Raw genomic sequence first — 23,626 nt, forward strand, 5'->3', positions numbered from 1 at the left:
TCTTAATGATCCTCCGATGACCGTCGCGGGCGCCGTGCACGCGTGCCGCCCGCCACTCGGGCGCGAGCACCGACCACACCTCGGTGTCCTGGCGCACACCGCGGTACAGGTGGCTCTCGCGCAGTACGCCGTCCCTGGTCATGCCCAGCCGCCGGGCCGCCTTGATGCTCGGGACACCGGCGGAAGACGCGTACCACTCCACACGGTGGATACCACGCTCGTCGATCGCCCAATCGATGAGCACCCGCATGCCACGGGTGACGAGTCCCCGCCCGGTCGCGGCCGGCTCGGGCCGGCAGCCCGGGTGACGAACTCGCGCCCCCGGCCGAGGTGCGCCAGGAACTTCCCGGCATGCCACGGTTCCACGGGACGCAGTTCCGCCCCGTCGTCACCCAGGGATATCGCGTACGTCCCGCTGCCGCTCCCGCACGAGTACGCTCGCCAGCGCGTCCTCGTCGACCCGCTGCCCCGGCGTCGCCGCACGGCACTCCGGCGGTTCGATGCAGAGACGCGGCAGCCGGCGGTCCAGCCAGGTCGGCAGCCACCAGTTGGCGCCGCCGAGCAGATGCATCAGGGCGGGGACGAGAAGGGTGCGCAGGACGAACGCGTCCAGCGCGACGGCCGAGGCCAGCGCGACACCGAACATGGCGATCACCCGGTCGCCGCCGGCCACGAAGGCGAGGAAGACGGAGATCATGATGACGGCCGCCGAGTTGATCACCCGGCTGGTCTCGGCGAGGCCGACCCGCACGGCCCGCCTGTTGTCCCGGGTCTCCAGCCACTCCTCGTACATACGGCTGACCAGGAACACCTGGTAGTCCATGGAGAGGCCGAAGAGCACCGAGACCATGATCACGGGGAGGAAGGGCTCGATCGGTCCGGCCCGGCCGAGACCCAGCAGCTCGCTTCCCCAGCCCCATTGGAAGATCGATACGACCACTCCGAACGCGGAGGCGACGGCGGCGAGGTTCATCGCCGCGGCCTTCAGCGGGATGCCGAAGGACCGGAAGGCGAGCAGGAGCAGCACAGAGCCCAGGCCGATCACCACGCCCACGAACAGCGGCAGCTTGCCGACGATCACCCCGGCGAAGTCGTCGTAGGCCGCCGTCACACCGCCCACCGACACGTCCAGCGTGGTGCCCTGCTCGGCGCGCGGCAGCACCTCGTCGCGCAGCCGGTGCACGAGGTCGCTGGTCTGCTGGGACTGCGGGGAGGACTGCGGCACGACGCTGAGGTAGGCGGTGTCGCCGCCGCTGTTGTAGGTCACCGGGGTCACCGAGGCGACGCCCTTGGTGGCCGCGAGGGTCCTGTCGAGGTTGTCGAGCGCGAGCCTGTCCTCGGCGCCGCCGACGTGGGTCACCAGGGTGAGCGGGCCGTTGACGCCCGGTCCGAAGCCGTCGGCGAGCAGGTCGTACGCCTGCCGGGTGGTCGACGTCTTCTGGTCGTTGCCCTGGTCGGAGGTGCCGAGGTGAAGGGAGAGCGTGGGCAGCGCGAGCACGGCCATCACGGCAAGCGCGACGGCGCCGAGCTTCTTGGGGTGACGCTCGACGAACGCGGACCAGCGGGCGGCGAGCCCGGTCGGCACCTCGGGTTCGGGCCCGTGCTCGGACAGCCGGCGCCGCTCGCGCCTGCTGAGGGCGCGCGGACCGATGAACGACAGCAGGGCGGGCAGCAGGGTCACGGAGGCCGCGACGGTGAGAAGGACGGTCAGACACGCGGCGAACGCGACACCGTTGAGGAAGCCGAGCCGCAGGATCAGCATGCCGAGCAGCGCGATGCACACGGTCGCGCCCGCGAAGACGACGGCCCGTCCGGTGGTGGCGACGGCGCCCACGGCCGCCTCCGTCACCGGGATGCCGCGCTTCAGGCTCCGGCGGTGCCGGGTCACGATGAACAGCGCGTAGTCGATGCCGACGCCGAGCCCGATCAGCAGGCCGAGCATGGGCGCGAAGTCGGCGACGGCCATGGCGTGGCTCAGCAGACCGACGCCGGAGTAGGCGGTGCCGACGCCGATCAGTGCGGTCGCGATGGGCAGCAGGGAGGCGGCGAGCGAGCCGAAGGCGAGGAAGAGGACCACAGCGGCGACGGCCACGCCGACGGCCTCGGCGAGATGCCCGCCCTTCGGCTGGGTGAGCGCGACGGCGCTGCCGCCCAGTTCCACCTTCAGGCCGGTGGTCTCGGCGGCCTTGGCGGTGTCGACGACGGCCTTGGCCTCACCCTTGCCGATGTTCTCGCTCGGCTCGTCGAAGGTGATCGTGGCGTACGCGATACGGCCGTCGCCGCTGATCTGGCCGCTGTGGCTGCCCTCGTAGGGGTTGGTGACGGAGGCGACGCCGGGCAGGTTCCCGATCCGGTCCAGGGTGCGGGTCATCGTCTGCTCGACGTCGGCGGAGCGCACACCGCCGGGGTCGGTGGTGCGCCATACGACGCTGTCGCTGTCGCCGCCGAGGCCGGGGAAGCCCTGCTGGAGCAGCTGGGTCGCGCGGCCGGCCTCGGTGCCGGGGGCGTCGTAGTGGTTCGAGTACGCGGAGCCCGCGACGGTGGCGCCGACCGTGACACCGGCGAAGGCGATCAGCCAGAGCAGGACGGTCACAAGGCGGTGGCGTACACACCAGCGCGCGAGGGCTGCCACAGACGTGCTCCCTGGGGGGTGGTTCGTGGATCTTTGACCGGGAACAGCCGCTGATGGAACTGAACAGCCCGCAAAGAACGAATGAGCGATCTCCAACACTGTGGCATCCGAAGGAGATCATTTGTCGCTTTCGTGGGGTTAGTCACATGAATGAGACCCAGGTCACACAAAGGGGCGGTCCATCGCATGCGATGGACCGCCCCTGAGGACGTACGCCCCTGAGGACGTTCCGCTCGTGGCCTCTCAGCCTTCGCTGACGCCCAGCTTCTCCAGGATCAGCTCCTTGACGCGGGCGGCGTCGGCCTGGCCGCGGGTGGCCTTCATGACCGCGCCGACCAGGGCACCGGCCGCGGCCACCTTGCCACCGCGGATCTTGTCCGCGATGGCGGGATTGCCGGCGATGGCCTCGTCGACGGCGGTGGTCAGTGCCCCCTCGTCGGAGACGACCTTCAGACCGCGCTTCTCGACGACCTCGTCCGGGGTGCCCTCGCCCGCGAGGACGCCCTCGATGACCTGGCGGGCCAGCTTGTCGTTGAGGTCGCCGGCGGCGACCAGCTTGGCGACCCGGGCGACCTGCTCCGGCGTGATCGTCAGCTCGTCCAGGGCCTTGCCGGTCTCGTTCGCGTGGCGGGCCAGCTCGCCCATCCACCACTTGCGGGCGGAGGCCGCGTCGGCGCCCGCCTCGATGGTGGCGACGATCAGGTCCAGGGCGCCGGCGTTGAGGATCGCCTGCATGTCGGTCGCGGAGATCCCCCACTCCTCCAGCAGCCGGGTGCGGCGCACGAGGGGCAGCTCCGGCAGCGCCGCGCGCAGCTCCTCGACCCACTCGCGCGGGGGCGCGACGGGCACCAGGTCCGGCTCGGGGAAGTAGCGGTAGTCCTCGGCCTCCTCCTTGGTGCGGCCCGAGGTCGTCGAGCCGGTGTCCTCGTGGAAGTGGCGGGTCTCCTGGATCACCTTGCCGCCGCCGTCGAGCACGGCGGCGTGGCGCTGGATCTCGTAGCGGGCCGCGCGCTCGACGGAACGCAGCGAGTTGACGTTCTTCGTCTCCGAGCGGGTGCCGAACCTCTCGGCGCCCTTCGGCATCAGCGACAGGTTCACGTCGCAGCGCATCTGGCCCATCTCCATCCGGGCCTCGGAGACGCCCAGCGCCCGGATCAGCTCGCGCAGCTCGCGGACGTACGCCTTCGCCACCTCGGGGGCGCGCTCGCCCGCGCCGACGATCGGCTTGGTGACGATCTCGATCAGCGGGATGCCGGCCCGGTTGTAGTCGAGGAGCGAGTGGGACGCGCCGTGGATACGGCCGGTGGCGCCGCCGACGTGCGTCGACTTGCCGGTGTCCTCCTCCATGTGGGCGCGCTCGATCTCCACGCGGAAGGTCTCGCCGTCCTCCAGTTGTACGTCGAGGTAGCCGTTGAAGGCGATCGGCTCGTCGTACTGGGAGGTCTGGAAGTTCTTCGGCATGTCCGGATAGAAGTAGTTCTTCCGGGCGAAGCGGCACCACTCGGCGATCTCGCAGTTCAGCGCGAGACCGATCCGGATCGCGGACTCCACGCCGATCTCGTTGACGACGGGGAGCGCGCCGGGCAGGCCGAGGCAGGTGGGGCAGGTCTGCGAGTTCGGCTCGGCGCCGAGCGCCGTGGAGCAGCCGCAGAACATCTTGGTCTTGGTGCCGAGTTCGACATGGACCTCGAGGCCCATGACGGGGTCGTACGACGCCAGCGCGTCCTCGTACGACACCAGGTCGGTCGTGGTGGTCACGGTGAAACTTCCCTCTCAGCCCAGCAGGACGTCGTCGTCGCCCAGCCGCTTCAGCTCGCGGTAGAGGATCGCGAGGCCGGTGACGATGGCGGCGGCGGACACGGCCGCGTCGATCAGGCGCAGCGTGTCGTTCTCGAGGCGGGCCTTCTTGGCCTGCTTCGCGACACTGATCGCGCCGAACGCGGTGGTGGCCATGGACAGGTACATACCGGACTTGGACTTCTTGAAGCCCTTGGCCTTGGACAGTGCCTTACTCACAGCGACGGAGCCTCCTCGAGAAGCGGGTGCCCCCACTTTTCCACGAAGGCGGCCTCGACGGCAGCGCCCACCTTGTACAGCCGCTCGTCCTTCAGCGCCGGGGCGATGATCTGGAGGCCGACCGGGAGGTTGTCCTCCGGGGCGAGACCGCAGGGCAGCGACATGGCGGCGTTGCCGGCCAGGTTGACCGGGATGGTGCACAGGTCCGCCAGGTACATCGCCATCGGGTCGTCGGCGCGCTCGCCGATCGGGAAGGCGGTTGTGGGGGTCGTCGGCGAGACGATCACATCCACCTGCTCGAACGACTTCTCGAAGTCGCGGGTGATGAGCGTGCGGACCTTCTGGGCGGAGCCGTAGTACGCGTCGTAGTAGCCGGAGCTGAGGGCGTACGTGCCGAGCATGATGCGGCGCTTGACCTCGGCGCCGAAGCCCGCCTCACGGGTGAGGGAGGTGACCTCCTCGGCGGAGTGCGAGCCGTCGTCGCCGACGCGCAGGCCGTAGCGCAGGCCGTCGAAGCGGGCGAGGTTGCTGGAGCACTCGCTCGGGGCGATCAGGTAGTACGCGGCCAGCGCCAGGTCGAAGGACGGGCAGTCCAGCTCGACGATCTCGGCGCCCAGCTCCTCGAGGACCGCGACGGCCTCGTCGAAGCGCTGCACGACACCGGCCTGGTATCCCTCGCCGCGGAACTGCTTGACGACGCCGATGCGCATGCCCTCCACGCTGCCGTTGCGCGCGGCCTCGACGACCGGCGGGACCGGGGCGTCGATGGAGGTGGAGTCGAGCGGGTCGTGGCCGCCGATGACCTCGTGCAGGAGGGCGGCGTCCAGGACCGTACGGGCGCAGGGGCCGCCCTGGTCGAGGGAGCTGGAGAAGGCGACCATGCCGTAGCGGGAGACGCCGCCGTAGGTCGGCTTGACGCCGACCGTGCCGGTGACGGACGCGGGCTGGCGGATGGAGCCTCCGGTGTCCGTGCCGATGGCGAGCGGGGCCTGGAACGAGGCGAGCGCGGCGCTCGACCCGCCACCGGAGCCACCGGGGATACGGGTGAGGTCCCAGGGGTTGCCGGTCGGGCCGTAGGCGCTGTTCTCGGTGCTGGACCCCATGGCGAACTCGTCCATGTTGGTCTTGCCGAGGATGACGACGTCCGCGTCCTTCAGCCTCTTGGTGAGGGTCGCGTCGTACGGCGGGATCCAGCCCTCGAGGAACTTGGACCCCACGGTGGTGGGCACGCCCTTGGTGGTGAAGATGTCCTTGAGCGCGAGCGGCACGCCGGCCAGCGGGCCGAGCTTCTCACCGCGCTCCCGCTTCTCGTCCACGGCACGGGCCTGCGCGAGCGCGCCCTCGCGGTCGACGTGCAGGAAGGCGTGCACCTTCTCGTCGACGGCCTCGATCCGGGCCAGGTGGGCCTCCGTGACCTCGACGGCCGTCAGTTCGCCGGAGGCGATCTTCTCGGCGGTCTGGGCGGCGGTCAGCCGGATGATGCTGTTCTTGTCCGTCATGGCGGGCTACTCCTCCCCCAGGATCTGCGGCACCTTGAAACGCTGCTGCTCCTGGGCAGGGGCGCCGGACAGCGCCTGCTCGGGGGTGAGCGACGGACGGACCTCGTCCGCGCGCATGACGTTCGTCAGCGGCAGCGGGTGGGAGGTCGGCGGTACGTCTTGGTCGGCGACCTCGCTGACGCGGGCGACCGCGCCGATGATGTCGTCGAGCTGGCCTGCGAAGTGGTCGAGCTCTTCGGGCTTCAGCTCCAGACGCGCCAGCCGGGCGAGGTGGGCGACCTCCTCGCGCGTGATGCCAGGCATGCAGCGATCCTCTGGGGTGAGTGTGAGTGGTTTGGGGCCAATCCTATGGCGCGAGCCCGGGTGCCCGCGCATGGGTTTGCCCCGGCCCCGCCGCGCCCGGCCCACACGACACCACGAGGGACAAGCCCCCTCGCCCTCGCCGGGCGGCCCACCAGCACCGGCGACCCGCCGACCGCGGGCGGCCCGCCGGGCTCCGGTCGGGCCGCCGGCTGGTGCCGGACCGCCTCGCCGACAACGGGCCACGCGTCGGCCACGAGGCGCACAGGCCGGTGGCGGGGCACTCCACACAAGACACGCCTATGAAACAAGACACGCCTACGAACCACTCGCCCGGCGCGCACCGCTTGCCGGCCGGAGGCCCCCCCTGCACGTCCGCTCGTCTACTCGTCCGTCGCCGCCGCGGGAAGGGCGGCCCGCGGGCGCTGCCAGCCTCGGGCGCCGCGCGCTCGGAGCCAGGCCGTCGTCTCCTCGGGCGGCATCGCGGCCGCGACCAGCCAGCCCTGGACCGCATCGCATCCGAGGTCGCGCAACCGCTCCCACGTCTCGTCGTCCTCGACCCCCTCCGCGACGACGAGCAGCCCCAGCGAATGCGCCAGGTCGACCGTGCAGCGCACGATCTCCGCGTCCTCCGCGTCCACCGCGAGCCGCGCCACGAACGAACGGTCGATCTTCAGCTCGCTCACCGGCAGCCGTCGCAGATGGACCAGCGACGAGTACCCCGTGCCGAAGTCGTCCAGCGACATCTTCACGCCGTGCCCGGCCAGCCCGGCCAGCGTGTCCGCGGCGCGCTGCGGGTCCTCCAGGAGCACGTGCTCGGTTATCTCCAGTTGCAGCGCACCCGCGGGGACCCCGTGCCGCGCCAGCCGCGCGGCCACCGCGCCGGCGAATCCGGGCGTGTGCACGTCCCGGGGCGAGACGTTCACGGCCACCGGGACCCGCAGCCCCTGGGCCCGCCAGCGCGCCACCTGTCCGAGTGCCGTCTCCAGTACGTACTCCGTCAGGTGCGGCATCAGCCCGGACGACTCCGCGATCGCGATGAACTCGTCCGGCGGCACCTTCCCGCGTTCGGGGTGCACCCACCGCACGAGCGCCTCCAGCCCGGCGACCTGCCCGTCGAAGCGCACCTTGGGCTGGTAGTGCAGCTCCACCTCGTGGGCGTCCAGCGCGCGTCGCAGATCACCCAGCAGCCCGAGCCGGTCCGGGGTGTTCGAGTCCCGCTTGGACTCGTACACCTCCACCCCCGTACGGTCCCGCTTCGCCTGGTACATCGCGACGTCCGCCCGCTGGAGCAGCCCCTCCGCGTCCAGCGCGTGCTCGGGGAAGACGGCGACCCCGGCACTGGCCTCCAGGACGAGCGTGAGTCCGTCGAGGTCGAGCGGCGAGCCGAGCGCCGCGACCAGGTTGCGGGCCGCCCGTGAGGCGGATGTCGTGGAGTCCGCGACGGGAAGTAACACGGCGAACTCGTCCCCTCCGAGCCGCGCCGCCTCCGCCCCGCGCGGCAGCGCGAGGCGCAGCCGCTCGGCTATCTGGAGGAGCAACCGGTCGCCGGCGAGATGACCGAGCGTGTCGTTCACCGACCGGAAGCGGTCGAGGTCGATCAGCATCAGGGCGGCCCGCGCACCGATCCGCTCGGCGTCGTCCAGCGCCGTCCAGGTGCGCTCCAGCAGCCACTGCCGGTTGGGCAAGCCGGTCAGCGGGTCGCGCAGCTGTTCCTCGGCCCGGGCCCGGGCGATCCGCAGGGTGGAGTCCAGCGCGATGAGCGGGATGGCGAACAGGGGCAGCAGGATCGGCAGGGCGACGGCGACGACGCAGATCAGCGGGGCGATACCGAGCAGGGCGACGGCGACGATTCCCTGCCTGACCAGGGCGGAGCGGGCGACCGTGGGCAGTCCTCCGGCGCGCGGCACCTGCACGTACCACAGCAGCAGCCGGGTCACCACGAGGTACGCGGCGGCGACGAGGACGACCTGGGGGGCGGCGTAGAGGGTCCAGCTCTGCGGGTTCCAGGGGTCCTCGACGGTCGGGACGCGTCCGAAGACGGCCAGGACGAGGGCTCCGGCGCCGATGCCGAGGATGTCGACCGCGCCGTACAGGATGCCCTGCCGCCAGTGGCCGAGCCGGGCCGCTCCGGCCAGCGCGACGACGGTGAGGCTGACCAGTCCGGCGGGCACCCAGCCGTACAGCAGCAGCACGGCGAGGGTCAGGGCGGCGCCGGAGCCCGTGGCGCCCCACCACCGCACACGGCCGAGCGCGACCAGGTGGCCGACGATGATGCCGGTGAGCACGGCCAGGGACCAGCCGACGGTGCCGGACGGGAAGAGCGCATGGTGTCCGCCGAACGCACGGTAGAAGCCGGCGCCGAGGACGCCCGCGGCCGCCGCGACGACCGCCGCGGGCAGCACGCGCCGGGACCCGTGCCCCTCGCCGTCCGGACCGGGCGGGCCGGACGGCAGCCCGGCGGGGAGCGGACCGGCCCCGGGCGGGGCGGCCTGCACGGGGATGAGGGCCGGCAGGTTCCTCGGGGGGACGTCGGCGCCGTGAGCGGTGCCCGCCGCGGGTGCCGGGCCCGGGAGGGAGCCCGGCACGGCGCTCGTGCCGTGGTTGCGCCGCGGGGTGCGCGCGGTGCGGCGGCAGGGCCGCCAGGCGCCGGACATCCGGCGCAGGCGCAGCCGTGAGTCCGAGGGGGCGCTCTCGGTCGGTTCCATTCCCGTCCCTCTCACAGCCGGCGGTGCCCACGCCACGCGGCCCGCTGCCCGACGAACCGTCAACGGCACCGCGTCTGAGAACCCGCCACGCGTCCGGGCACGGCAGGCGCACACCTCAACAGTAGGCCGCAGAAGGCTTTCACGGGCAGCGGTCGGAGACGGTTGCCCGAATGCAACCCGGCCACCCTATGCATCTGATATGCGCAGAACGGGTGGCCTTCAACCACTACTCTCCGGTCGGAAGGGCCACTTCCGCCGCCGCGTCGGGCCCCTGCTCCAACAGAACGGTGAAACCGTCCTCGTTGAGCACGGGAACCTTCAGCTGCATGGCCTTGTCGTATTTCGAGCCCGGGTTCTCACCGACGACCACGAAGGACGTCTTCTTCGAAACAGAACCGGTCACTTTCGCTCCCCGGCTCTGGAGGGCTTCCTTGGCCCCGTCGCGGGTGAATCGTTCGAGAGTGCCCGTGACGACGACGGTGAGCCCCTCCAGCGGGCGCGGGCCCTCGTCCTTGCCCGAGCCCTCGTCCTCCATACGGACGCCCGCGGCCTTCCACTTGCGGATGATCTCGCGATGCCAGTCCTCGGCGAACCACTCCTTGACGGAACGCGCGACGATCTCCCCCACGCCGTCCGTGTTCTTCAGCTCCTCCTCGCCGGCCTGGTCGATACGGTCGATGGAGCGGAAGGCACGGGCCAGCGCCTCCGCGGCGACCGGACCGACGTGACGGATCGACAGACCGGTCAGGACACGCGCGAGCGGGCGCTGCTTGGCGGCCGCGATGTTCTCCAGCATCGCGAGGGCGTTCTTCTTGGGCTCGCCCTGCTGGTTGGCGAAGACCGTGACGATCTTCTCCTCGCCGGTCTTCGGGTCACGCTTGGGCAGGCCGCTGTCCTGGTCCAGGACGTACGCCTTGATGGGCAGCAACTGTTCGGCGGTGAGGTCGAAGAGGTCGCCCTCGTCCCTCAGCGGCGGCTCGGAGGGCTCCAGCGGCTTGGTGAGGGCGGCGGCGGCGACATATCCGAAGTGCTCGATGTCCAGCGCCTTGCGGCCGGCGAGGTAGAACAGCCGCTCGCGCAGCTGGGCCGGGCAGGTCCGGGCGTTCGGACAGCGGAGGTCGACGTCGCCCTCCTTCATGGGCCGCAGCGGCGTACCGCACTCGGGGCACTCGGAGGGCATCACGAACTCGCGCTCGGTGCCGTCCCGCAGGTCGACGACCGGGCCGAGGATCTCCGGGATGACATCACCGGCCTTGCGCAGCACCACCGTGTCGCCGATGAGCACGCCCTTGGCCTTGACGACGTCCTGGTTGTGCAGGGTGGCGAACTCGACCTCGGAGCCCGCGACGGTGACCGGCTCGACCTGCGCGTACGGTGTGACCCGGCCCGTACGGCCCACCCCCACGCGGATGTTGACGAGCTTGGTGTTGACCTCCTCGGGCGCGTACTTGTACGCGATCGCCCAGCGCGGGGCGCGCGAGGTGGAACCCAGGCGCCCCTGGAGGGGGATCTCGTCGAGCTTGACGACGACCCCGTCGATCTCGTGCTCCACGGAGTGGCGGTGCTCGCCGTAGTACGCGATGAACTCGCGTACGCCGTCGAGGTCACCGACCACCTTGTTGTGCTTGGCGGTCGGCAGGCCCCAGGAGTGCAGCAGGTCGTACGCCTGGGAGAGACGGGTGAGGCCGTCCTGGAGGCCCTTCAGGGCGCCGATGCCGTGCACCACCATGTGCAGCGGGCGGGTGGCCGTGACACGCGGGTCCTTCTGCCGCAGGGAGCCCGCCGCCGCGTTGCGCGGGTTGGCGAAGGGCTTGTCGCCGCCCTGGACCAGGCGGGCGTTCAGCTCCTCGAACTTCTCCATCGGGAAGTAGACCTCGCCCCGGATCTCCACGAGGTCGGGGACCCGGTCGCCCGCGAGGCGGTCCGGGATCTCCGCGATGGTCCGGACGTTCGGGGTGATGTCCTCTCCGGTGCGGCCGTCTCCCCGGGTCGCCGCGCGCGTGAGGCGGCCGTGCTCGTAGGTGAGGTTGACCGCGAGGCCGTCCACCTTCAGCTCGCACAGGAAGTGGTGCGCCGAGGTGCCGACCTCCTTGGCGACGCGGTCGGCCCAGGCGGCGAGCTCCGCGTCGTCGAAGGCGTTGTCGAGGGAGAGCATGCGCTCGCGGTGCTGGACGGCGGTGAACTCCGTCTCGTAGGCCCCCGCGACCTTCTGGGTGGGCGAGTCGGGGGTGCGCAGCCCGGGGTACTGCTCCTCGAGCGCCTCCAGGGAGCGCAGAAGCCGGTCGAACTCCGCGTCGCTGATGACGGGAGCGTCCTTCACGTAGTACCGGAAGCGGTGCTCCTCGATCTGCTCGGCGAGCTGCGCGTGCTGCTCCCGGGCCTCGACGGGCACCGTCGTCTCCGCTTGCTTGTCGCCGGCCACCGTGTTGTCCTCCCGTTACTCTGGGTTGTCCGCGAGGGATCTCGCCGCCCGGACGCAGTGGGCGAGCGCCCTGCGGGCGTAGTCCGGGGAAGCGCCCGCGAGCCCGCACGTCGGGGTGACCGTGACCGTCTCCGCGAGAAGCCCCGGACGCAGGCCCAGCCTGCGCCACAGCGTCCTGACCCCCATGACGCTACCGGCAGGGTCCGACAATGGGCCGTCCGTGCCCGGCACGACCCCGGCGAAGAGCCGGGTGCCGCCCTCCACCGCCTCCCCGATCGCCTCGTCGTCACGCTCGGTGAGGAGCGAGAAGTCGAAGGACACGGCGGCGGCACCCGCCCGGCGCAGCAGGGCGAAGGGCACGTCGGGTGCGCACGAGTGGACGACGACCGGGCCGTCCGCGTGCACCGCGACGACGTCCCGCAGGGTGGCCTCGACGACCTGCCGGTCGACGGCCCGGTGCGTCCGGTAGCCGCTCGCGCTCTTCACCTGCCCGCGCAGCACCGCGGTCAGGGACGGCTCGTCGAGCTGGAGGACCGGCCGGGCGCCGGGTACGCGGCGCCGCACCTCCTCGAGGTGGAGCCGCAGCCCCTCCGCGAGGGACCCGGCGAGATCCCGGCAGGCGCCGGGGTCGGACAGCGCTGCCTCTCCGTTCCTCAGCTCCAGGGCGGCGGCGAGCGTCCAGGGCCCCACCGCCTGCACCTTCAGCGGCCCCTCGTACCCCTGGGTGAACTCCTCGAGCGCGTCCAGGTCCTCGCCCAGCCAGGAGCGGGCCCGTCTGGTGTCCCGCCCGGGCCGGTCACCGAACCGCCAGCCGCTGGGCTCCACGCGCGCGTACAGGTCGACGAGCATCCCGGCGGTCCGCCCGATCATGTCCGCGCCGGGGCCCCGGGCGGGCAACTCGGCGAGGAACGGGAAGTCCTCGAAGCTTCCGGTGACGGTCTTGGCGGCTTCCCGGGCGTCCCCACCGGGCATGGACCCCACCCCGGTCGCGGCACCGAACCTGAACTGGCTGTTTTCGCTCACCGGTGCAGCCTACGGAACGACCCCGGGCCGGTTTCAACGTCTGTGCGTTCCGTGCCGCTCCGGAAAGGCGAGCAGCCCGGCGGTACGCGCCCACGCCTCGTCCAGCCAGGCGCGGATCCCGTCACCGCCCGCCGCGCCGGCCGCCCTCCGCGGGCTCACCGTCCCGGCCGCACCGTCAGATCGTTGACCTCCGCGTCCCTCGGCAGGTCCAGGCACATCAGAACCGTCGTCGCGACCGACTCGGGTTCGATCCACCCGGAGGGGTCGTACGGCTTGCCCTCCTGCTGGTGGACCTTGGCCTGCATCGGGGTCGCGGTGCGGCCCGGGTAGACCGAGGTGACCCGGACACCGTTCGCGCGCTCCTCCTGGCGCAGGGAGTCCGCGAGGGCCTTCAGACCGTGCTTGGAGGCCGCGTACGCCGACCAGTCCGCATGCGCGTTCAGGCCCGCGCCGGAGTTCACGAACAGGACGTGGCCGCGCGCGACCCGGAGCTGGGGCAGGAAGTGGCGGGTCACCTCGGCGGGGGCGATCAGATTGACGTTCAGCTGGTGGCGCCAGGACTTGGGGGTCAGCTCGCTCACCGGGCCGAGGTCGACCACGCCCGCGATGTGCAGCAGGGAGTCCACCCGGTCCGGCAGGGCCTGGTGCGAGAACGCCCAGGACAGCTTGTCCGGGTCGGCGAGGTCGCCCACCAGGGTCGTGGCCCCGGGGAACTCGGCGGCCAGGTCCTTCGCCCTGCCCGCGTCGCGCGCGTGGAGCACGAGATCGTCCCCGCGCGCGTGCAGGCGGCGGGCCACGGCCGCGCCGATGCCGGAACCGGCTCCGGTGATCACATGTGTTGCCATGTCCGCCATGCTCGCACCCCGGCGCTAGCGGATGCCGAGCGACTCCTCCAGATACGCGAGCGCCCCCACCGGTTCCTCGGCGAAGAACACCAGCTCCGCGAGCGGACGCGGCAGAAAGCCCTCGTCCTCCATGCGCCGGAACTGCTCCTTCAGGCCGTCGTAGAAACCGGCCGAGTTCAACAGGACCACCGGCTTGTCGGTGTGGCCGTGCTTCTTCAGCTCCAGGATCTCGGTCGCCTCGTCGAGCGTCCCGGTCCCGCCGACCATGATCACGACCGCGTCCGCCTTCTCCAGAAGCAGCCTCTTACGCTCGGCCAGATCCTCGGCGACCACCATCTCGTCGGTGCCGGCCCGCGCCTTGGCGGCCAGGAACCGGACGGAGACGCCCACGAGCCTGCCGCCCGCCTCCTGCACTCCGTCGGCGACCACCTTCATCAGGCCGACGTCGGATCCGCCCCACACCAGGGTGTGACCGCCCTTGCCGAGCAGCTCCGCGAACTCGCGCGCGGGGCGGGTGTAGCGGTCGGCGAGGTCGGCGGCGGAGAGGAAGACACAGATATTCATGCAGCACACCGTACGCGGGAAGAACCGCGGTCCCGCAGGTGCTTTCCCGGTATGAGCAACGGACACACGATCACCATCGAGCAGGGCGACCGGCACGTGCGCGTGGTGCACGGCGGACAGGTCCTGGCGGAGAGCGACCGCGCCCTCGTGCTGCGGGAGACCGGCTGTCCCGAGCGGTACTACATCCCCGCCGAGGACGTCCGTATGGATCTCCTGACACCGTCCGAGACCCACACCCACTGTCCCTTCAAGGGGACGGCGTCGTACTGGTCGCTGCCGGACGCGGCGGACCTCGTGTGGGCGTACCCCGAGCCCAAGCCGGACGTCGCCCCGATCAAGGACCACCTCTGCTTCTACGAAGTGGAGGTGTCGTGAGCGACTAATGCCGCGCCCTGCGGCAGTCTCGCAGACATGGACAAGCAGACCATCTCACGCGACGGCACCCGCATCGCGTACGAACGCACCGGACAAGGCCCGGCGGTGGTCCTGGTGAGCGGCGCGATGTCCACGGGCGCCACGGTGGCACCCCTGGCCGCGCGCCTCTCCGACCGCTTCGGCGTCATCGTGTACGACCGCCGGGGCCGCGGCGGGAGCGGCGACACACAGCCGTACGCCGTGGCCCGCGAGGTCGAGGACCTCGCGGCGCTCATCGAAGCGGCGGGCGACGAGGCGTGGCTCTACGGCATCTCGTCCGGCGGCGCGCTGGTCCTGGAGGCGGCGGCGAGCGGGCTGCCGGTGCGCGGGGTCGCCGTCTACGAGACGCCGTACGCCGACTACGGGGGCGGTGAGCCGGAACGCGCGGAGTACACGATGAATCTCCGCGAGGCACTCGAACAGGGCCGGCGCGGTGACGCGGTGGAGCTCTTCCTCCGGCTCACCGGCCTGGCCCCCGGCGTGATCGCGAGCGCTCGCGAGTCCCCCATGTGGGCCGACATGGAGGCGATCGCACCGACCCTCGCCTACGACGACGCCGTGATGGGCGGCGGACTGGTGCCCCGGGAGCGACTGGGCTCGATCCCCGCCCCCGTGCTGTCCCTGGCGGGCGGCGCGAGCCCGGAGTGGCTGCGCAGGGCGGCCGAGGCGGTCGCGGAGTCGGCACCCCGCGGCACCTACCGGACCCTGGAGGACCAGAACCACATGGTGGAGCCCCAGGTGCTCGCCCCGGTGCTGGCGGAGTTCTTCGGGAGCTAGCGGCCGCACGCCGCAGCGGCCGCGTGCCCGGGCCTCAGGCCACCGCGCTCGTCGCGCGGGTCGTCGACGCGATCGTCGCCGAGCCCACCACGCGTGTGCCGTCGTACAGGACGATCGCCTGGCCGGGGGCGACGCCGCGGACCGGCTCGCCGAAGGTGACCCGCAGCTCGCCGTCGACGAGTTCCGCGGTGACCTCGCTCTCGCCGCCGTGGGCGCGCAGCTGGGCGGTGTAGGTGCCGGGGCCGGCCGGGGCGGTGCCGCACCAGCGGGGCTTGACGGCGGTCAGGGCGCTGACGTCCAGGGAGGACGCCGGGCCCACCGTCACGGTGTTGGTGACCGGCGAGATGTCGAGGACGTAGCGCGGCTTGCCGTCGGGCGCCGGGGTGCCGATCCTGAGGCCCTTGCGCTGGCCGATCGTGAAGCCGTAGGCGCCCTCGTGGGTGCCGACCTTGCTGCCCAACTCGTCGACGATGTCGCCCTCGGCCTTGCCGAGCCGCTCGGCCAGGAAGCCCTGGGTGTCGCCGTCCGCGATGAAGCAGATGTCGTGCGAGTCGGGCTTCTTGGCGACCGCGAGGCCCCGGCGCTCCGCCTCGGCCCGGATCTCGCCCTTGGTGGTGACCGTGTCGCCGAGCGGGAACATCGCGTGCGCCAGCTGCTTCTCGTCGAGCACGCCGAGGACGTACGACTGGTCCTTGGCCATGTCGGAGGCGCGGTGCAGTTCGCGCGTGCCGTCGTCGAGGATGACGACCTTGGCGTAGTGGCCCGTGCAGACGGCGTCGAAGCCGAGCGCGAGGGCCTTGTCGAGCAGCGCCGCGAACTTGATCTTCTCGTTGCAGCGCAGGCACGGGTTCGGGGTGCGGCCGGCCTCGTACTCGGCGACGAAGTCCTCGACCACGTCCTCGCGGAACCGCTCGGCGAGGTCCCAGACGTAGAACGGAATGCCGATGACGTCCGCGGCGCGGCGTGCGTCGCGCGAGTCCTCGATGGTGCAGCAGCCGCGCGCGCCCGTGCGGAACGACTGCGGGTTCGCGGACAGCGCGAGATGGACGCCGGTCACGTCATGGCCCGCTTCGGCGGCGCGGGCGGCGGCGACGGCGGAGTCGACTCCGCCGGACATGGCGGCGAGGACGCGGAGGGGGCGCTGCGGGGTCTCAGTCATAGCCCTTCAAGAGTACGGGGCGTCCGGTGCCCCGGGCTCGCGAGTATCCGTGGGGGCCGGAAAGGGGCCGCTCAGGTCAGGCCCGCGCTGCGCGCACGCTCCACCACGGGCCCGATCGCCTTGGCGACCGCCTCCACGTCCGCCTCCGTGGAGGTGTGGCCGAAGGAGAACCGGAGGGTGCCGCGGGCGAGGTCGGCGTCGGCTCCGGTGGCGAGCAGGACATGGCTCGGCTGGGCCACCCCCGCGGTGCAGGCGGAACCCGTGGAGCACTCGATGCCCTGCGCGTCCAGCAGCAGAAGCAGCGAGTCGCCCTCGCAGCCGGGGAAGGTGAAGTGGGCGTTGGCCGGAAGCCGGTCCACCGGGTCCCCGCCGAGGATCGCGTCCGGGACCGCCGTACGGACCGCGCTGATCAGCGCGTCGCGCAGCGCGCCGATCTCACGGGCGAACCACTCGCGCTGCTCGGCGGCGAGCCGTCCGGCGACCGCGAAGGAGGCGATGGCCGGCACATCGAGGGTGCCGGAGCGCACATGGCGTTCCTGGCCGCCGCCGTGCAGCACGGGCACCGGGCTGTACTCGCGGCCGAGGACCAGCGCGCCGATGCCGTACGGGCCGCCGATCTTGTGGGCGGAGACCGTCATGGCGGCGAGGCCGGACGCCTCGAAGTCGACCGGTACCTGGCCGAAGGCCTGGACCGCGTCGGCGTGCAGCGGGACGCCGAACTCGCCCGCCACAGCGGCGAGTTCGCGAACCGGCATGACCGTGCCGATCTCGTTGTTGGCCCACATGACCGTGGCGAGCGCCACATCGCCCGGGTTGCGGGCGATGGCCTCGCACAGGACCTCGGGGCGGACGCGGCCGTAGGAGTCGACGGGCAGGTACTCGACCGTGGCGCCCTCGTGTTCGCCCAGCCAGTGGACCGCGTCGAGCACCGCATGGTGTTCGACCGGGCTGGCCAGGACCCGGGTGCGGGCCGGGTCGGCGCCGCGGCGGGCCCAGTACAGGCCCTTGACGGCGAGGTTGTCGGCCTCGGTGCCGCCGGAGGTGAAGACGACCTCGCTGGGGCGGGCGCCGAGGGCTTCCGCGAGAGTCTCGCGGGCCTCTTCGACGGTGCGCCTCGCGCGGCGGCCGGATGCGTGCAGCGAGGAGGCGTTGCCGGTGGCCACGAGGTGGGCGGTCAGTGCCTCTGCCGCCTCGGGGAGCATCGGAGTGGTCGCGGCGTGGTCGAGGTAAGCCATGGTGGGCCAATTCTATGACCGGCCGTTTTCCGCTCGGGCCGGGGCCCGTTGCCGGGGGCGGGTACGGCCGGGCGTCCCGGCCGTCGCGGCGCCGCCCCTAGAAGCTCCAGGAAACGGTGTGGTCCATCTGTATGACGGTCAGCAGGACCACCAGGTCCGCGATCCCGAGGCCGAGGCCGAGGTAGGCGCGGCCACGGCGCTCGGTGCCGCGCCACAGGGCCACGGCGGCCAGGACGATGGCGATGGGGCCCAGGAAGACATTGAGGACGAGCAGGCCGAGGAGACCCAGGATGAAGGACGCCACGGCCATGCCCTCGGTGTCGCGCGTGCCGGTGCGGCGGGCCGGAGCCGTGGTGTCCCGGGTGGCCCGGGCCGTGGTGCTCTCGTTGCGTGTCGCGGTGAGGTTCATGATGCGGTCATCTCCCGAACGGTCGGATGGCGTACGGCGGTCAGTGGGCCGACGTGTGCCGCCGGCGCGCGTGCCGCTCACGGACCGCGAAGATCACGAGCCAGACGGCGATACCGGCCGCGGCCACGAGGGTGACGGGCAGCGGGGCATGCGCGACGGTGCCGAGGACGGTCCCCAGCAGCAGTAGGGCGGCGACGAGGAACAGCATGGGATGAGATCCCCTTCCGGAATACCTCGTGTTACGGGTCGGTGAACGGTTGTGGTTACAATCGTTCACTGACTTTCTAGTCTAACGTGTCTCACAGCTTTTCAATTCCAGCGAACAGTTGTTAACTGCATGGCATGAGTCACACCCTCGGCATCCGGCAGGCCCAGAAGCAGAAAACCCGCCAGGCGCTCATGGACGCGGCGCTCGGGCTGCTGGAGGAGCAGAGCCTCAGCAGCCTCGGTCTGCGCGAGGTCACCCGCGCGGTGGGCGTCGCCCCCACCGCCTTCTACCGGCACTTCCGGTCGACCGCGGACCTCGGCGTGGAACTGGTCCAAGAGGCCCTCGGCAGCCTCCACCCCATGATCGAGTCAACGGTCACCGCGGAAGGCGACAGCGACGAACGCATCGTGCGCACCGTCGAGCTGATCGCCCGCCACGTGGACGCGTACCCCGCGCACGTACGGTTCATCGCACGGGAGCGGCACGGTGGCGTCCAGCCGGTGCGCGAGGAGATCCAGCGCCAACTGGCCCGGTTCGCCGAGGAGGTGACGGACGCGCTGGCCGGGCACCCAGAATCCGCGGGGTGGAGCCGGGAGGACCTGCTGATGCTCGCCGGTCTGTACGTCGACCAGATGCTGGCGAGTGCCTGCCAGTTCCTGGAGGCACGGGAGGGTCCCGCCGAGGAGCGGGAGCAGGTGGCCAGGATGGCGGCCCAGCGGCTGCGCCTGATCAGTATCGGGCGCCATCACTGGAAGTCGTAGCGGGCCGGTCCGTGGCGTACAGGTCCGTTACGGAGGCCGCCGCCCGGGCCAGTTCCTCGCGCGCCTCCGGCGGCGTCAGCACCTCCACCCGGTCGGCGAACACCAGCAGTGAGCGCACCTCGCGCACGACGCCGTACGACAGCCGGGCGGTCACCCAGTCGCCGTCGCCGTTCTCCTCCGGCGGGGCCACCAGCGCGAAGGCGGTCAGGCGCCGGAACATGCCGAGGTGTTCGCGGCGCACCCGGACCGTCACCTCCAGACCGCCCGGCCGCTCCTCGACCTGCCGGCGCAGCACCTCCCAGGCGTCGGCGAGTTCGACCCCCGGGCGCCGCCGGACGGGATCGCTCAGCAGGGTCGCCGCATGCACCCGGTCCGCACGGAAGAGATGCGGTCTGCCGCGACGGTCTGCGACCAGGTACCAGACGCCCGCCTTGGAGACGAGGCCGTAGGGGTCGACGGTGTAGGTGCGCGGCTCTGTGTCCCCGCTGTGCCGGTAGCGCAGCCGCAGCCGGCGGTCGGTGAACACCGCGTCGTGCAGGGTGTCCAGGTCGGCGGCGGCCTCGGGGCCGCCCCTCCAGCGCGTCGCGTCCACGAGGATGCGGCGGCTGGTGGCCTCGGCGGCGGGCCGGTGCGGTACGGGCAGCGCCGCCATCACCTTGCGCAGCGCGGAGCCCAGGGCCGCGTCAAGACCGAGGGCGGCGTGCGCATCCTGCGCGGCCAGGACGAACAGGGCGCGCGACTCGTCGGCGGTCAGCCCTGTGACGTCCGTACGGAATCCGGCGAGCAGTTCGATGCCGCCGTACCGTCCCCGCTCGGCGTACACCGGCACACCGGAGGCGGACAGGGCCTCGATGTCGCGGTAGACGGTGCGCACCGACACCTCCAGCCGGTCGGCGAGTTCGCGGGCCCGGACGCGGCCGCGGGTCTGGAGCAGCAGGAGGATCGAGAGCAGGCGGTCCGACTTCACCGGCCCAGCATCGCGGCGGCGGCGGAAGGTCCGCAAAAGTTGACGGAAACTGTCAGGTTCTGCGGGGAGCCTCGCGTCACCGACTCACCGGGAGGACCCTCATGAACACCGATCCCCGTCCCCTGTACGCCCGTGCCGCCGCGCAGGTCGCCGCGCTGATCGAGACCGTACGGCCGGAGCAGCTCGCCGGCCCCACGCCGTGTACCGAGTTCGACGTACGGACGCTGCTGTCGCACATGGTCGGCGGCACCCGCCGGATCGCCGTGGTCGGCGCGGGCGGCGACGGGCTGGCCGTGCGCCCGTTCGCGGACGGCGTCGCGGACGACGGCTGGGCGGCCGCGTACGACGCGGCCGGCCGCGAGGTCCGGGAGGCCTGGGCGGACGACGCCCGGCTGGACGCGCCGGTGCGGGTGCCGTGGGGCGAGACGGCGGGGCGCAACGCGCTGTCCGGGTATGTGATGGAGACGGTCACCCACACCTGGGACCTGTGGGAAGCGCTCGGCCGGCCGCTTGAACTCGACCCGGAGGTGGCCGAGTTCGCGCTGGCCGTCGCCCGTGCCGTCCTGCCGGAGCCGGAGCGCGGCGACGACGTGCCCTTCGACTCGGCCCGCCCGGCTCCCGAGGGGGCCGACGCCTACGGGCGGCTGGCGGCCTGGCTGGGCCGCGGGCCGGCGGCCGCCCGCTGAGCCGCACCCGGCCGGACCGTGGGACGTCCCGGCCGTGCCCCCGCCGGGGCGCGGCCCGGATCCGCGGTCGGTCTCAGCGCAGCCTGACCCGGGCCAGCTGACGGGACTGCGCGACCAGGCGGTCCCGGCTGTCCCAGACCTCGGCGTCCTCCTCCAGGAAGCCGCCGGCGAGGTTGCGCGTGGTGATCGACACGCGCAGCGGTCCCGGCGCCGGACGGCACCGCACGTGCACGGTCAGCTCGACGGTCGGCACCCAGCCGGAGATGCCGAGCTCGAAGGCGGTGGGCGGCAGCGCGTCCACCGTGAGGAGCAGCGACAGCGGGTCCGCGTCGCGGCCGTCGGCGAGCCCGAACCACGCGCGCATCTCGCCCTTTCCGGAGGGCGCACCAAGGGCCCAGCCGAGGGTGGCCGGGTCCAGCTTGATCATCAGCCGGTCGGTGATCGCCGAGCTGCCGGGGACCGGCGCCGGGCCGTCCTGGGGACCGAAGCACTGGTCCATGGGCGGGATGACGGGCGGCCGCGCGGTGGTGCGCACGTCGTCGGGCAGGGAATCCAGGTCGCCGTACGAGGCCAGGACACGGATGCGCTCGACCTCGCGGCCCTCGTCGTCGTACTGGAAGAGGGACGCCTGGCCGGTGGAGAGGGTGCGGCCGGTGCGGACCGCGTCCGTGCGGACCACCGCGGGTCCCGGCTGGGAGGCGGTGAGGTAGTGGGCGGAGATCGTGAACGGGTCCGCGTGCGGCAGGGCGTCCGCGAGCGCACGGCCGAGGACGGCCAGCAGATAGCCGCCGTTGACGGCGCTGATGATCGTCCAGCCGGCGGAGAGGTCGATGTCGTAGACGCCGGGTTCCCGGAGGGTGACCGCGGTGTCGCGGTCGAACTCGCTGTCGCCGATCGTGGCGGTCGCGGCCCGTGCGGCAGCTGCTTCTGACATGCGGGAACCGTACAACACGAAATTACTAAGCAGTAGCTTTTCTCTGTTGCGAGTCCGTGACATCCGGCCGCCGGCGCACGGATCCAGCCATTCCTAGGTGAGCTTTTGGCAATTTTTAGGTAAGTGTCCGCACTCGTCCGTGACGGATGACCCCCGGTTTCCCTCTGAGAAGACGTACAGCTTGTTCCGCCCGTTCACAGGAAGAGCCGCCACGCCGATGAGCCTGACAGGGACGCCGTTCCTCCTCACGTCGATCGTCCTCGTGGCGGTCGCCCTCATCCTGCCTCTGGTCCTGTGGTCCCGGATCCGCGGCCCGGTACTGCTGCGGCACGCCGCCCGGATGGTGATGCTGCTGTTCGCGCAGGTCACCGCGGTCACCCTGGTCTTCGTCCTGGTGAACAACGCCAACAGTCTGTATGACAACTGGTCCGATCTGCTCGGCACGGGCAACCATGTGCGCCAGGCCGCCGACCTCGGCAAGGACGGCACCGGCGGAATCCAGATCAGGGCCCTGCCCAAGGTCCGCCAGACCTTCGTCCCGGCCGAAGGGCCGGGCATGCGCGCGGCCGGCGGTGTGCGCGTCACCCAGCTCAAGGGCCAGGTGTCGGGCGTCGACGCCGAGGTCTACGTCTGGCTGCCGCCGCAGTACCACGACCCCGCCTACAAGAACAAGAAGTTCCCCGTCGTGGAACTGCTCTCGGGCTACCCCGGCTCGGCGAAGGCGTGGTACGGGTCGCTCAAGGTGCACGAGCAGCTGCTGCCGCTGATGCGCAGCGGTCAGGTGGCGCCCTTCATCCTGGTGGCGCCGCGCACCAACCTCATCGCCAAGGTCGACACGGGCTGCGCCAACGTCCCCGGCGTGGTGAACGCCGACACCTGGCTCAGCATCGACGTGCCGAAGATGGTGACGGACAACTTCCGCGCCCAGTCCGCGCCGAACGGCTGGGCCGCGGCCGGCTACTCGGCGGGCGGGCACTGCGCCACGAAGCTGGTGACCGCGCACCCCGACCGCTACCGGGCCGCGATCAGCCTGTCCGGCTACAACGACCCGATCGGCGAGCGCAAGTCGCTGGCCGCGCGGAACGCCGCGCTGCGCCGGCAGAACAACCCCTACTTCCTGCTGAAGGCCCGGCCCACCCCGCCCCGTATCTCCCTGTACCTGTCCGGCCAGCTCGGTGACGGCTACCAGGCCGCCGCCGCGCTGGAGCAGATCGCCAAGCCTCCGACCGTGGTGCGCTCGATGCTGATCCCGCGCAGCGCGGGCGGGCACAGCATGGCCCTGTGGCGGCCGCAGATCCCGTACGTGTTCACCTGGCTCAGCCAGCAGATGACCGGGAGGGACACCATCGGGACTACTCCTCGGCAACCGTTGACCGACGGTTCCAAGCGCGCGGCGCTCGCCAGTGGAAGCGCATCGCCAAAAGGCGTAGTACGAAAGCGGTGACGACCGCGAGCCCCGACGTCAGCGGGGTCAGCGCGCCGTAGCGGATGCAGAGCACGACCATGGTGGCACCGACGATGGCCGGCACCGCGTAGAGGTCGCGGTCCCAGCGCAGCAGCGAGGGCACCTCGTTGGCGAGGACGTCGCGCAGGACGCCTCCGCCCACCGCCGTGGCGAGGCCGAGGGCCGCGCTCGCGGTGAGGCCGAGTCCGTATTCGTAGGCCTTGGTCGTCCCCGCGACACAGAACAGGCCGAGGCCGGCCGCGTCGAAGACATTGACGGCCACCTGGATCCGCTCCACCTGCGGGTGGAGGAAGAAGACCAGCAGGGCGGCCAGGAGCGGGGTCAGGAAGTACCCCAGGTCCGTGAACGCGGCCGGCGGTACGGCCCCGATGATCACATCGCGGAACAGCCCTCCGCCCAGCGCCGTGACCTCGGCGAGCACGGCGATGCCGAAGACGTCGAAGTTCTTTCGGACGGCCAGCAGCGCGCCGGAGATCGCGAAGACGAAGATGCCTACCAGATCCAGCGTGTGCTGGACGGAGGGGCTGAACAATTGCTGGAGCACCTTTACATTCTCACCCATCAGAGTGAATGCGCCTTGCAATACAAGGCCAGTGCTCCGA

At 71.7% G+C, this 23,626-nt stretch carries 22 protein-coding genes and 1 pseudogene; 5 read left to right on the forward strand and 18 right to left on the reverse strand.

Features of this window, described 5'->3' with window-relative positions; translation table 11 throughout:
- Positions 1-40: 40 nt before the first annotated feature.
- The 11 genes and pseudogenes from ABZ876_RS20960 to ABZ876_RS21010 form a co-directional block, all read right to left on the reverse strand.
- A pseudogene (locus tag ABZ876_RS20960) lies at positions 41-402 on the reverse strand (GNAT family protein); the annotation flags it as partial.
- Entirely contained in the window at positions 389-2,632 is a 2,244-nt protein-coding gene (locus ABZ876_RS20965; RefSeq protein WP_361783032.1) for an MMPL family transporter, read from the reverse strand. The pseudogene ABZ876_RS20960 and the gene ABZ876_RS20965, both read right to left, overlap by 14 nt.
- Positions 2,633-2,875: 243 nt before the next feature.
- On the reverse strand, positions 2,876-4,390 hold the full coding sequence (gatB, locus tag ABZ876_RS20970; RefSeq protein ID WP_361783035.1) for an Asp-tRNA(Asn)/Glu-tRNA(Gln) amidotransferase subunit GatB: 1,515 nt from the start codon (positions 4,388-4,390) through the stop codon (positions 2,876-2,878).
- A gap of 15 nt (positions 4,391-4,405) precedes the next feature.
- Positions 4,406-4,648, reverse strand: coding sequence for a hypothetical protein (locus ABZ876_RS20975; RefSeq protein WP_361783038.1), 243 nt, complete (start codon positions 4,646-4,648; stop codon positions 4,406-4,408).
- Positions 4,645-6,147: an Asp-tRNA(Asn)/Glu-tRNA(Gln) amidotransferase subunit GatA gene (gene gatA / locus ABZ876_RS20980; protein WP_361783041.1), complete on the reverse strand. Its 1,503-nt coding sequence runs from the start codon at positions 6,145-6,147 to the stop codon at positions 4,645-4,647. The genes ABZ876_RS20975 and gatA overlap by 4 nt, the downstream gene beginning before the upstream one ends.
- A 6-nt stretch (positions 6,148-6,153) precedes the next feature.
- Complete coding sequence (gene gatC, locus ABZ876_RS20985; RefSeq protein ID WP_006130840.1) at positions 6,154-6,450, reverse strand: Asp-tRNA(Asn)/Glu-tRNA(Gln) amidotransferase subunit GatC; 297 nt, start codon at positions 6,448-6,450, stop codon at positions 6,154-6,156.
- 380 nt (positions 6,451-6,830) lie between these two features.
- Entirely contained in the window at positions 6,831-9,155 is a 2,325-nt protein-coding gene (locus tag ABZ876_RS20990; RefSeq protein ID WP_361783044.1) for an EAL domain-containing protein, read from the reverse strand.
- Between the two features lie 226 nt (positions 9,156-9,381).
- Entirely contained in the window at positions 9,382-11,577 is a 2,196-nt protein-coding gene (gene ligA / locus ABZ876_RS20995) for an NAD-dependent DNA ligase LigA (RefSeq protein ID WP_361783047.1), read from the reverse strand.
- A 15-nt stretch (positions 11,578-11,592) separates the two neighbouring features.
- Positions 11,593-12,600, reverse strand: coding sequence for a methionine synthase (locus tag ABZ876_RS21000; RefSeq protein WP_361783050.1), 1,008 nt, complete (start codon positions 12,598-12,600; stop codon positions 11,593-11,595).
- A 155-nt stretch (positions 12,601-12,755) separates the two neighbouring features.
- Positions 12,756-13,445: an SDR family oxidoreductase gene (locus ABZ876_RS21005; protein WP_361783053.1), complete on the reverse strand. Its 690-nt coding sequence runs from the start codon at positions 13,443-13,445 to the stop codon at positions 12,756-12,758.
- 24 nt (positions 13,446-13,469) lie between these two features.
- Positions 13,470-14,009, reverse strand: coding sequence for a TIGR00730 family Rossman fold protein (locus tag ABZ876_RS21010; RefSeq protein WP_361783056.1), 540 nt, complete (start codon positions 14,007-14,009; stop codon positions 13,470-13,472).
- A gap of 51 nt (positions 14,010-14,060) precedes the next feature.
- On the opposite strand from ABZ876_RS21010, the gene ABZ876_RS21015 reads away from it, so the two are divergent.
- Together ABZ876_RS21015 and ABZ876_RS21020 are read left to right on the forward strand one after the other, a co-directional pair.
- On the forward strand, positions 14,061-14,384 hold the full coding sequence (locus ABZ876_RS21015; protein ID WP_361783059.1) for a DUF427 domain-containing protein: 324 nt from the start codon (positions 14,061-14,063) through the stop codon (positions 14,382-14,384).
- Positions 14,385-14,420: 36 nt separating this feature from the next.
- Entirely contained in the window at positions 14,421-15,200 is a 780-nt protein-coding gene (locus ABZ876_RS21020) for an alpha/beta hydrolase (protein ID WP_361783062.1), read from the forward strand.
- 34 nt (positions 15,201-15,234) lie between these two features.
- Here ABZ876_RS21020 and mnmA read toward each other — a convergent pair whose 3' ends face one another.
- From mnmA to ABZ876_RS21040, 4 genes are all read right to left on the reverse strand, one after another.
- Positions 15,235-16,359 carry a tRNA 2-thiouridine(34) synthase MnmA gene (gene mnmA / locus ABZ876_RS21025; protein ID WP_361783065.1) on the reverse strand — a complete coding sequence of 375 codons (1,125 nt, stop codon included), beginning with the start codon at positions 16,357-16,359 and terminating at the stop codon, positions 15,235-15,237.
- Between the two features lie 71 nt (positions 16,360-16,430).
- Complete coding sequence (locus ABZ876_RS21030) at positions 16,431-17,594, reverse strand: cysteine desulfurase family protein (protein ID WP_361783068.1); 1,164 nt, start codon at positions 17,592-17,594, stop codon at positions 16,431-16,433.
- 97 nt (positions 17,595-17,691) lie between these two features.
- Entirely contained in the window at positions 17,692-18,003 is a 312-nt protein-coding gene (locus ABZ876_RS21035) for a DUF4190 domain-containing protein (protein WP_361783071.1), read from the reverse strand.
- A gap of 40 nt (positions 18,004-18,043) precedes the next feature.
- Positions 18,044-18,211: a hypothetical protein gene (locus ABZ876_RS21040; protein WP_361783074.1), complete on the reverse strand. Its 168-nt coding sequence runs from the start codon at positions 18,209-18,211 to the stop codon at positions 18,044-18,046.
- A gap of 134 nt (positions 18,212-18,345) precedes the next feature.
- On the opposite strand from ABZ876_RS21040, the gene ABZ876_RS21045 reads away from it, so the two are divergent.
- Complete coding sequence (locus tag ABZ876_RS21045; protein WP_361783077.1) at positions 18,346-18,972, forward strand: TetR family transcriptional regulator; 627 nt, start codon at positions 18,346-18,348, stop codon at positions 18,970-18,972.
- Here ABZ876_RS21045 and ABZ876_RS21050 read toward each other — a convergent pair.
- Positions 18,941-19,939, reverse strand: a complete 999-nt coding sequence (locus ABZ876_RS21050; RefSeq protein WP_361783080.1) for a YafY family protein — start codon at positions 19,937-19,939, stop codon at positions 18,941-18,943. The two genes, ABZ876_RS21045 and ABZ876_RS21050, sit on opposite strands and share 32 nt — an antisense overlap.
- 101 nt (positions 19,940-20,040) lie before the next feature.
- Between ABZ876_RS21050 and ABZ876_RS21055 the strand changes: the two genes are divergently transcribed.
- On the forward strand, positions 20,041-20,625 hold the full coding sequence (locus tag ABZ876_RS21055; protein ID WP_361783083.1) for a TIGR03086 family metal-binding protein: 585 nt from the start codon (positions 20,041-20,043) through the stop codon (positions 20,623-20,625).
- 73 nt (positions 20,626-20,698) lie between these two features.
- On the opposite strand, the gene ABZ876_RS21060 is transcribed toward ABZ876_RS21055, so the two are convergent.
- Entirely contained in the window at positions 20,699-21,559 is an 861-nt protein-coding gene (locus tag ABZ876_RS21060) for a thioesterase family protein (protein ID WP_361783086.1), read from the reverse strand.
- 217 nt (positions 21,560-21,776) lie between these two features.
- Between ABZ876_RS21060 and ABZ876_RS21065 the strand changes: the two genes are divergently transcribed.
- Entirely contained in the window at positions 21,777-23,003 is a 1,227-nt protein-coding gene (locus ABZ876_RS21065; RefSeq protein ID WP_361783089.1) for an alpha/beta hydrolase-fold protein, read from the forward strand.
- Here the strand turns inward: ABZ876_RS21065 and ABZ876_RS21070 are convergent.
- A complete protein-coding gene (locus ABZ876_RS21070; protein ID WP_361783240.1) occupies positions 22,912-23,568 on the reverse strand; it encodes a trimeric intracellular cation channel family protein in 657 nt (218 codons plus the stop codon). The genes ABZ876_RS21065 and ABZ876_RS21070 overlap by 92 nt on opposite strands.
- Positions 23,569-23,626 lie beyond the last annotated feature (58 nt).

It is taken from the genome of Streptomyces sp. NPDC046931 (genome assembly GCF_040644655.1).
Lineage (GTDB): Bacteria > Actinomycetota > Actinomycetes > Streptomycetales > Streptomycetaceae > Streptomyces.

Excerpts from the sequence above, each read along its gene's own strand:
- gatA (WP_361783041.1), bottom strand. The coding sequence starts at position 6,147 with ATGACGGACAAGAACAGCATCATCCGGCTGACCGCCGCCCAGACCGCC.
- gatC (WP_006130840.1), bottom strand. The coding sequence starts at position 6,450 with ATGCCTGGCATCACGCGCGAGGAGGTCGCCCACCTCGCCCGGCTGGCG.
- ABZ876_RS20990 (WP_361783044.1), bottom strand. The coding sequence starts at position 9,155 with ATGGAACCGACCGAGAGCGCCCCCTCGGACTCACGGCTGCGCCTGCGC.
- ABZ876_RS21005 (WP_361783053.1), bottom strand. The coding sequence starts at position 13,445 with ATGGCAACACATGTGATCACCGGAGCCGGTTCCGGCATCGGCGCGGCC.
- ABZ876_RS21010 (WP_361783056.1), bottom strand. The coding sequence starts at position 14,009 with ATGAATATCTGTGTCTTCCTCTCCGCCGCCGACCTCGCCGACCGCTAC.
- ABZ876_RS21015 (WP_361783059.1), top strand. The coding sequence starts at position 14,061 with ATGAGCAACGGACACACGATCACCATCGAGCAGGGCGACCGGCACGTG.
- ABZ876_RS21020 (WP_361783062.1), top strand. The coding sequence starts at position 14,421 with ATGGACAAGCAGACCATCTCACGCGACGGCACCCGCATCGCGTACGAA.
- mnmA (WP_361783065.1), bottom strand. The coding sequence starts at position 16,359 with ATGACTGAGACCCCGCAGCGCCCCCTCCGCGTCCTCGCCGCCATGTCC.
- ABZ876_RS21030 (WP_361783068.1), bottom strand. The coding sequence starts at position 17,594 with ATGGCTTACCTCGACCACGCCGCGACCACTCCGATGCTCCCCGAGGCG.
- ABZ876_RS21035 (WP_361783071.1), bottom strand. The coding sequence starts at position 18,003 with ATGAACCTCACCGCGACACGCAACGAGAGCACCACGGCCCGGGCCACC.
- ABZ876_RS21040 (WP_361783074.1), bottom strand. The coding sequence starts at position 18,211 with ATGCTGTTCCTCGTCGCCGCCCTACTGCTGCTGGGGACCGTCCTCGGC.
- ABZ876_RS21045 (WP_361783077.1), top strand. The coding sequence starts at position 18,346 with ATGAGTCACACCCTCGGCATCCGGCAGGCCCAGAAGCAGAAAACCCGC.
- ABZ876_RS21055 (WP_361783083.1), top strand. The coding sequence starts at position 20,041 with ATGAACACCGATCCCCGTCCCCTGTACGCCCGTGCCGCCGCGCAGGTC.
- ABZ876_RS21060 (WP_361783086.1), bottom strand. The coding sequence starts at position 21,559 with ATGTCAGAAGCAGCTGCCGCACGGGCCGCGACCGCCACGATCGGCGAC.
- ABZ876_RS21065 (WP_361783089.1), top strand. The coding sequence starts at position 21,777 with ATGAGCCTGACAGGGACGCCGTTCCTCCTCACGTCGATCGTCCTCGTG.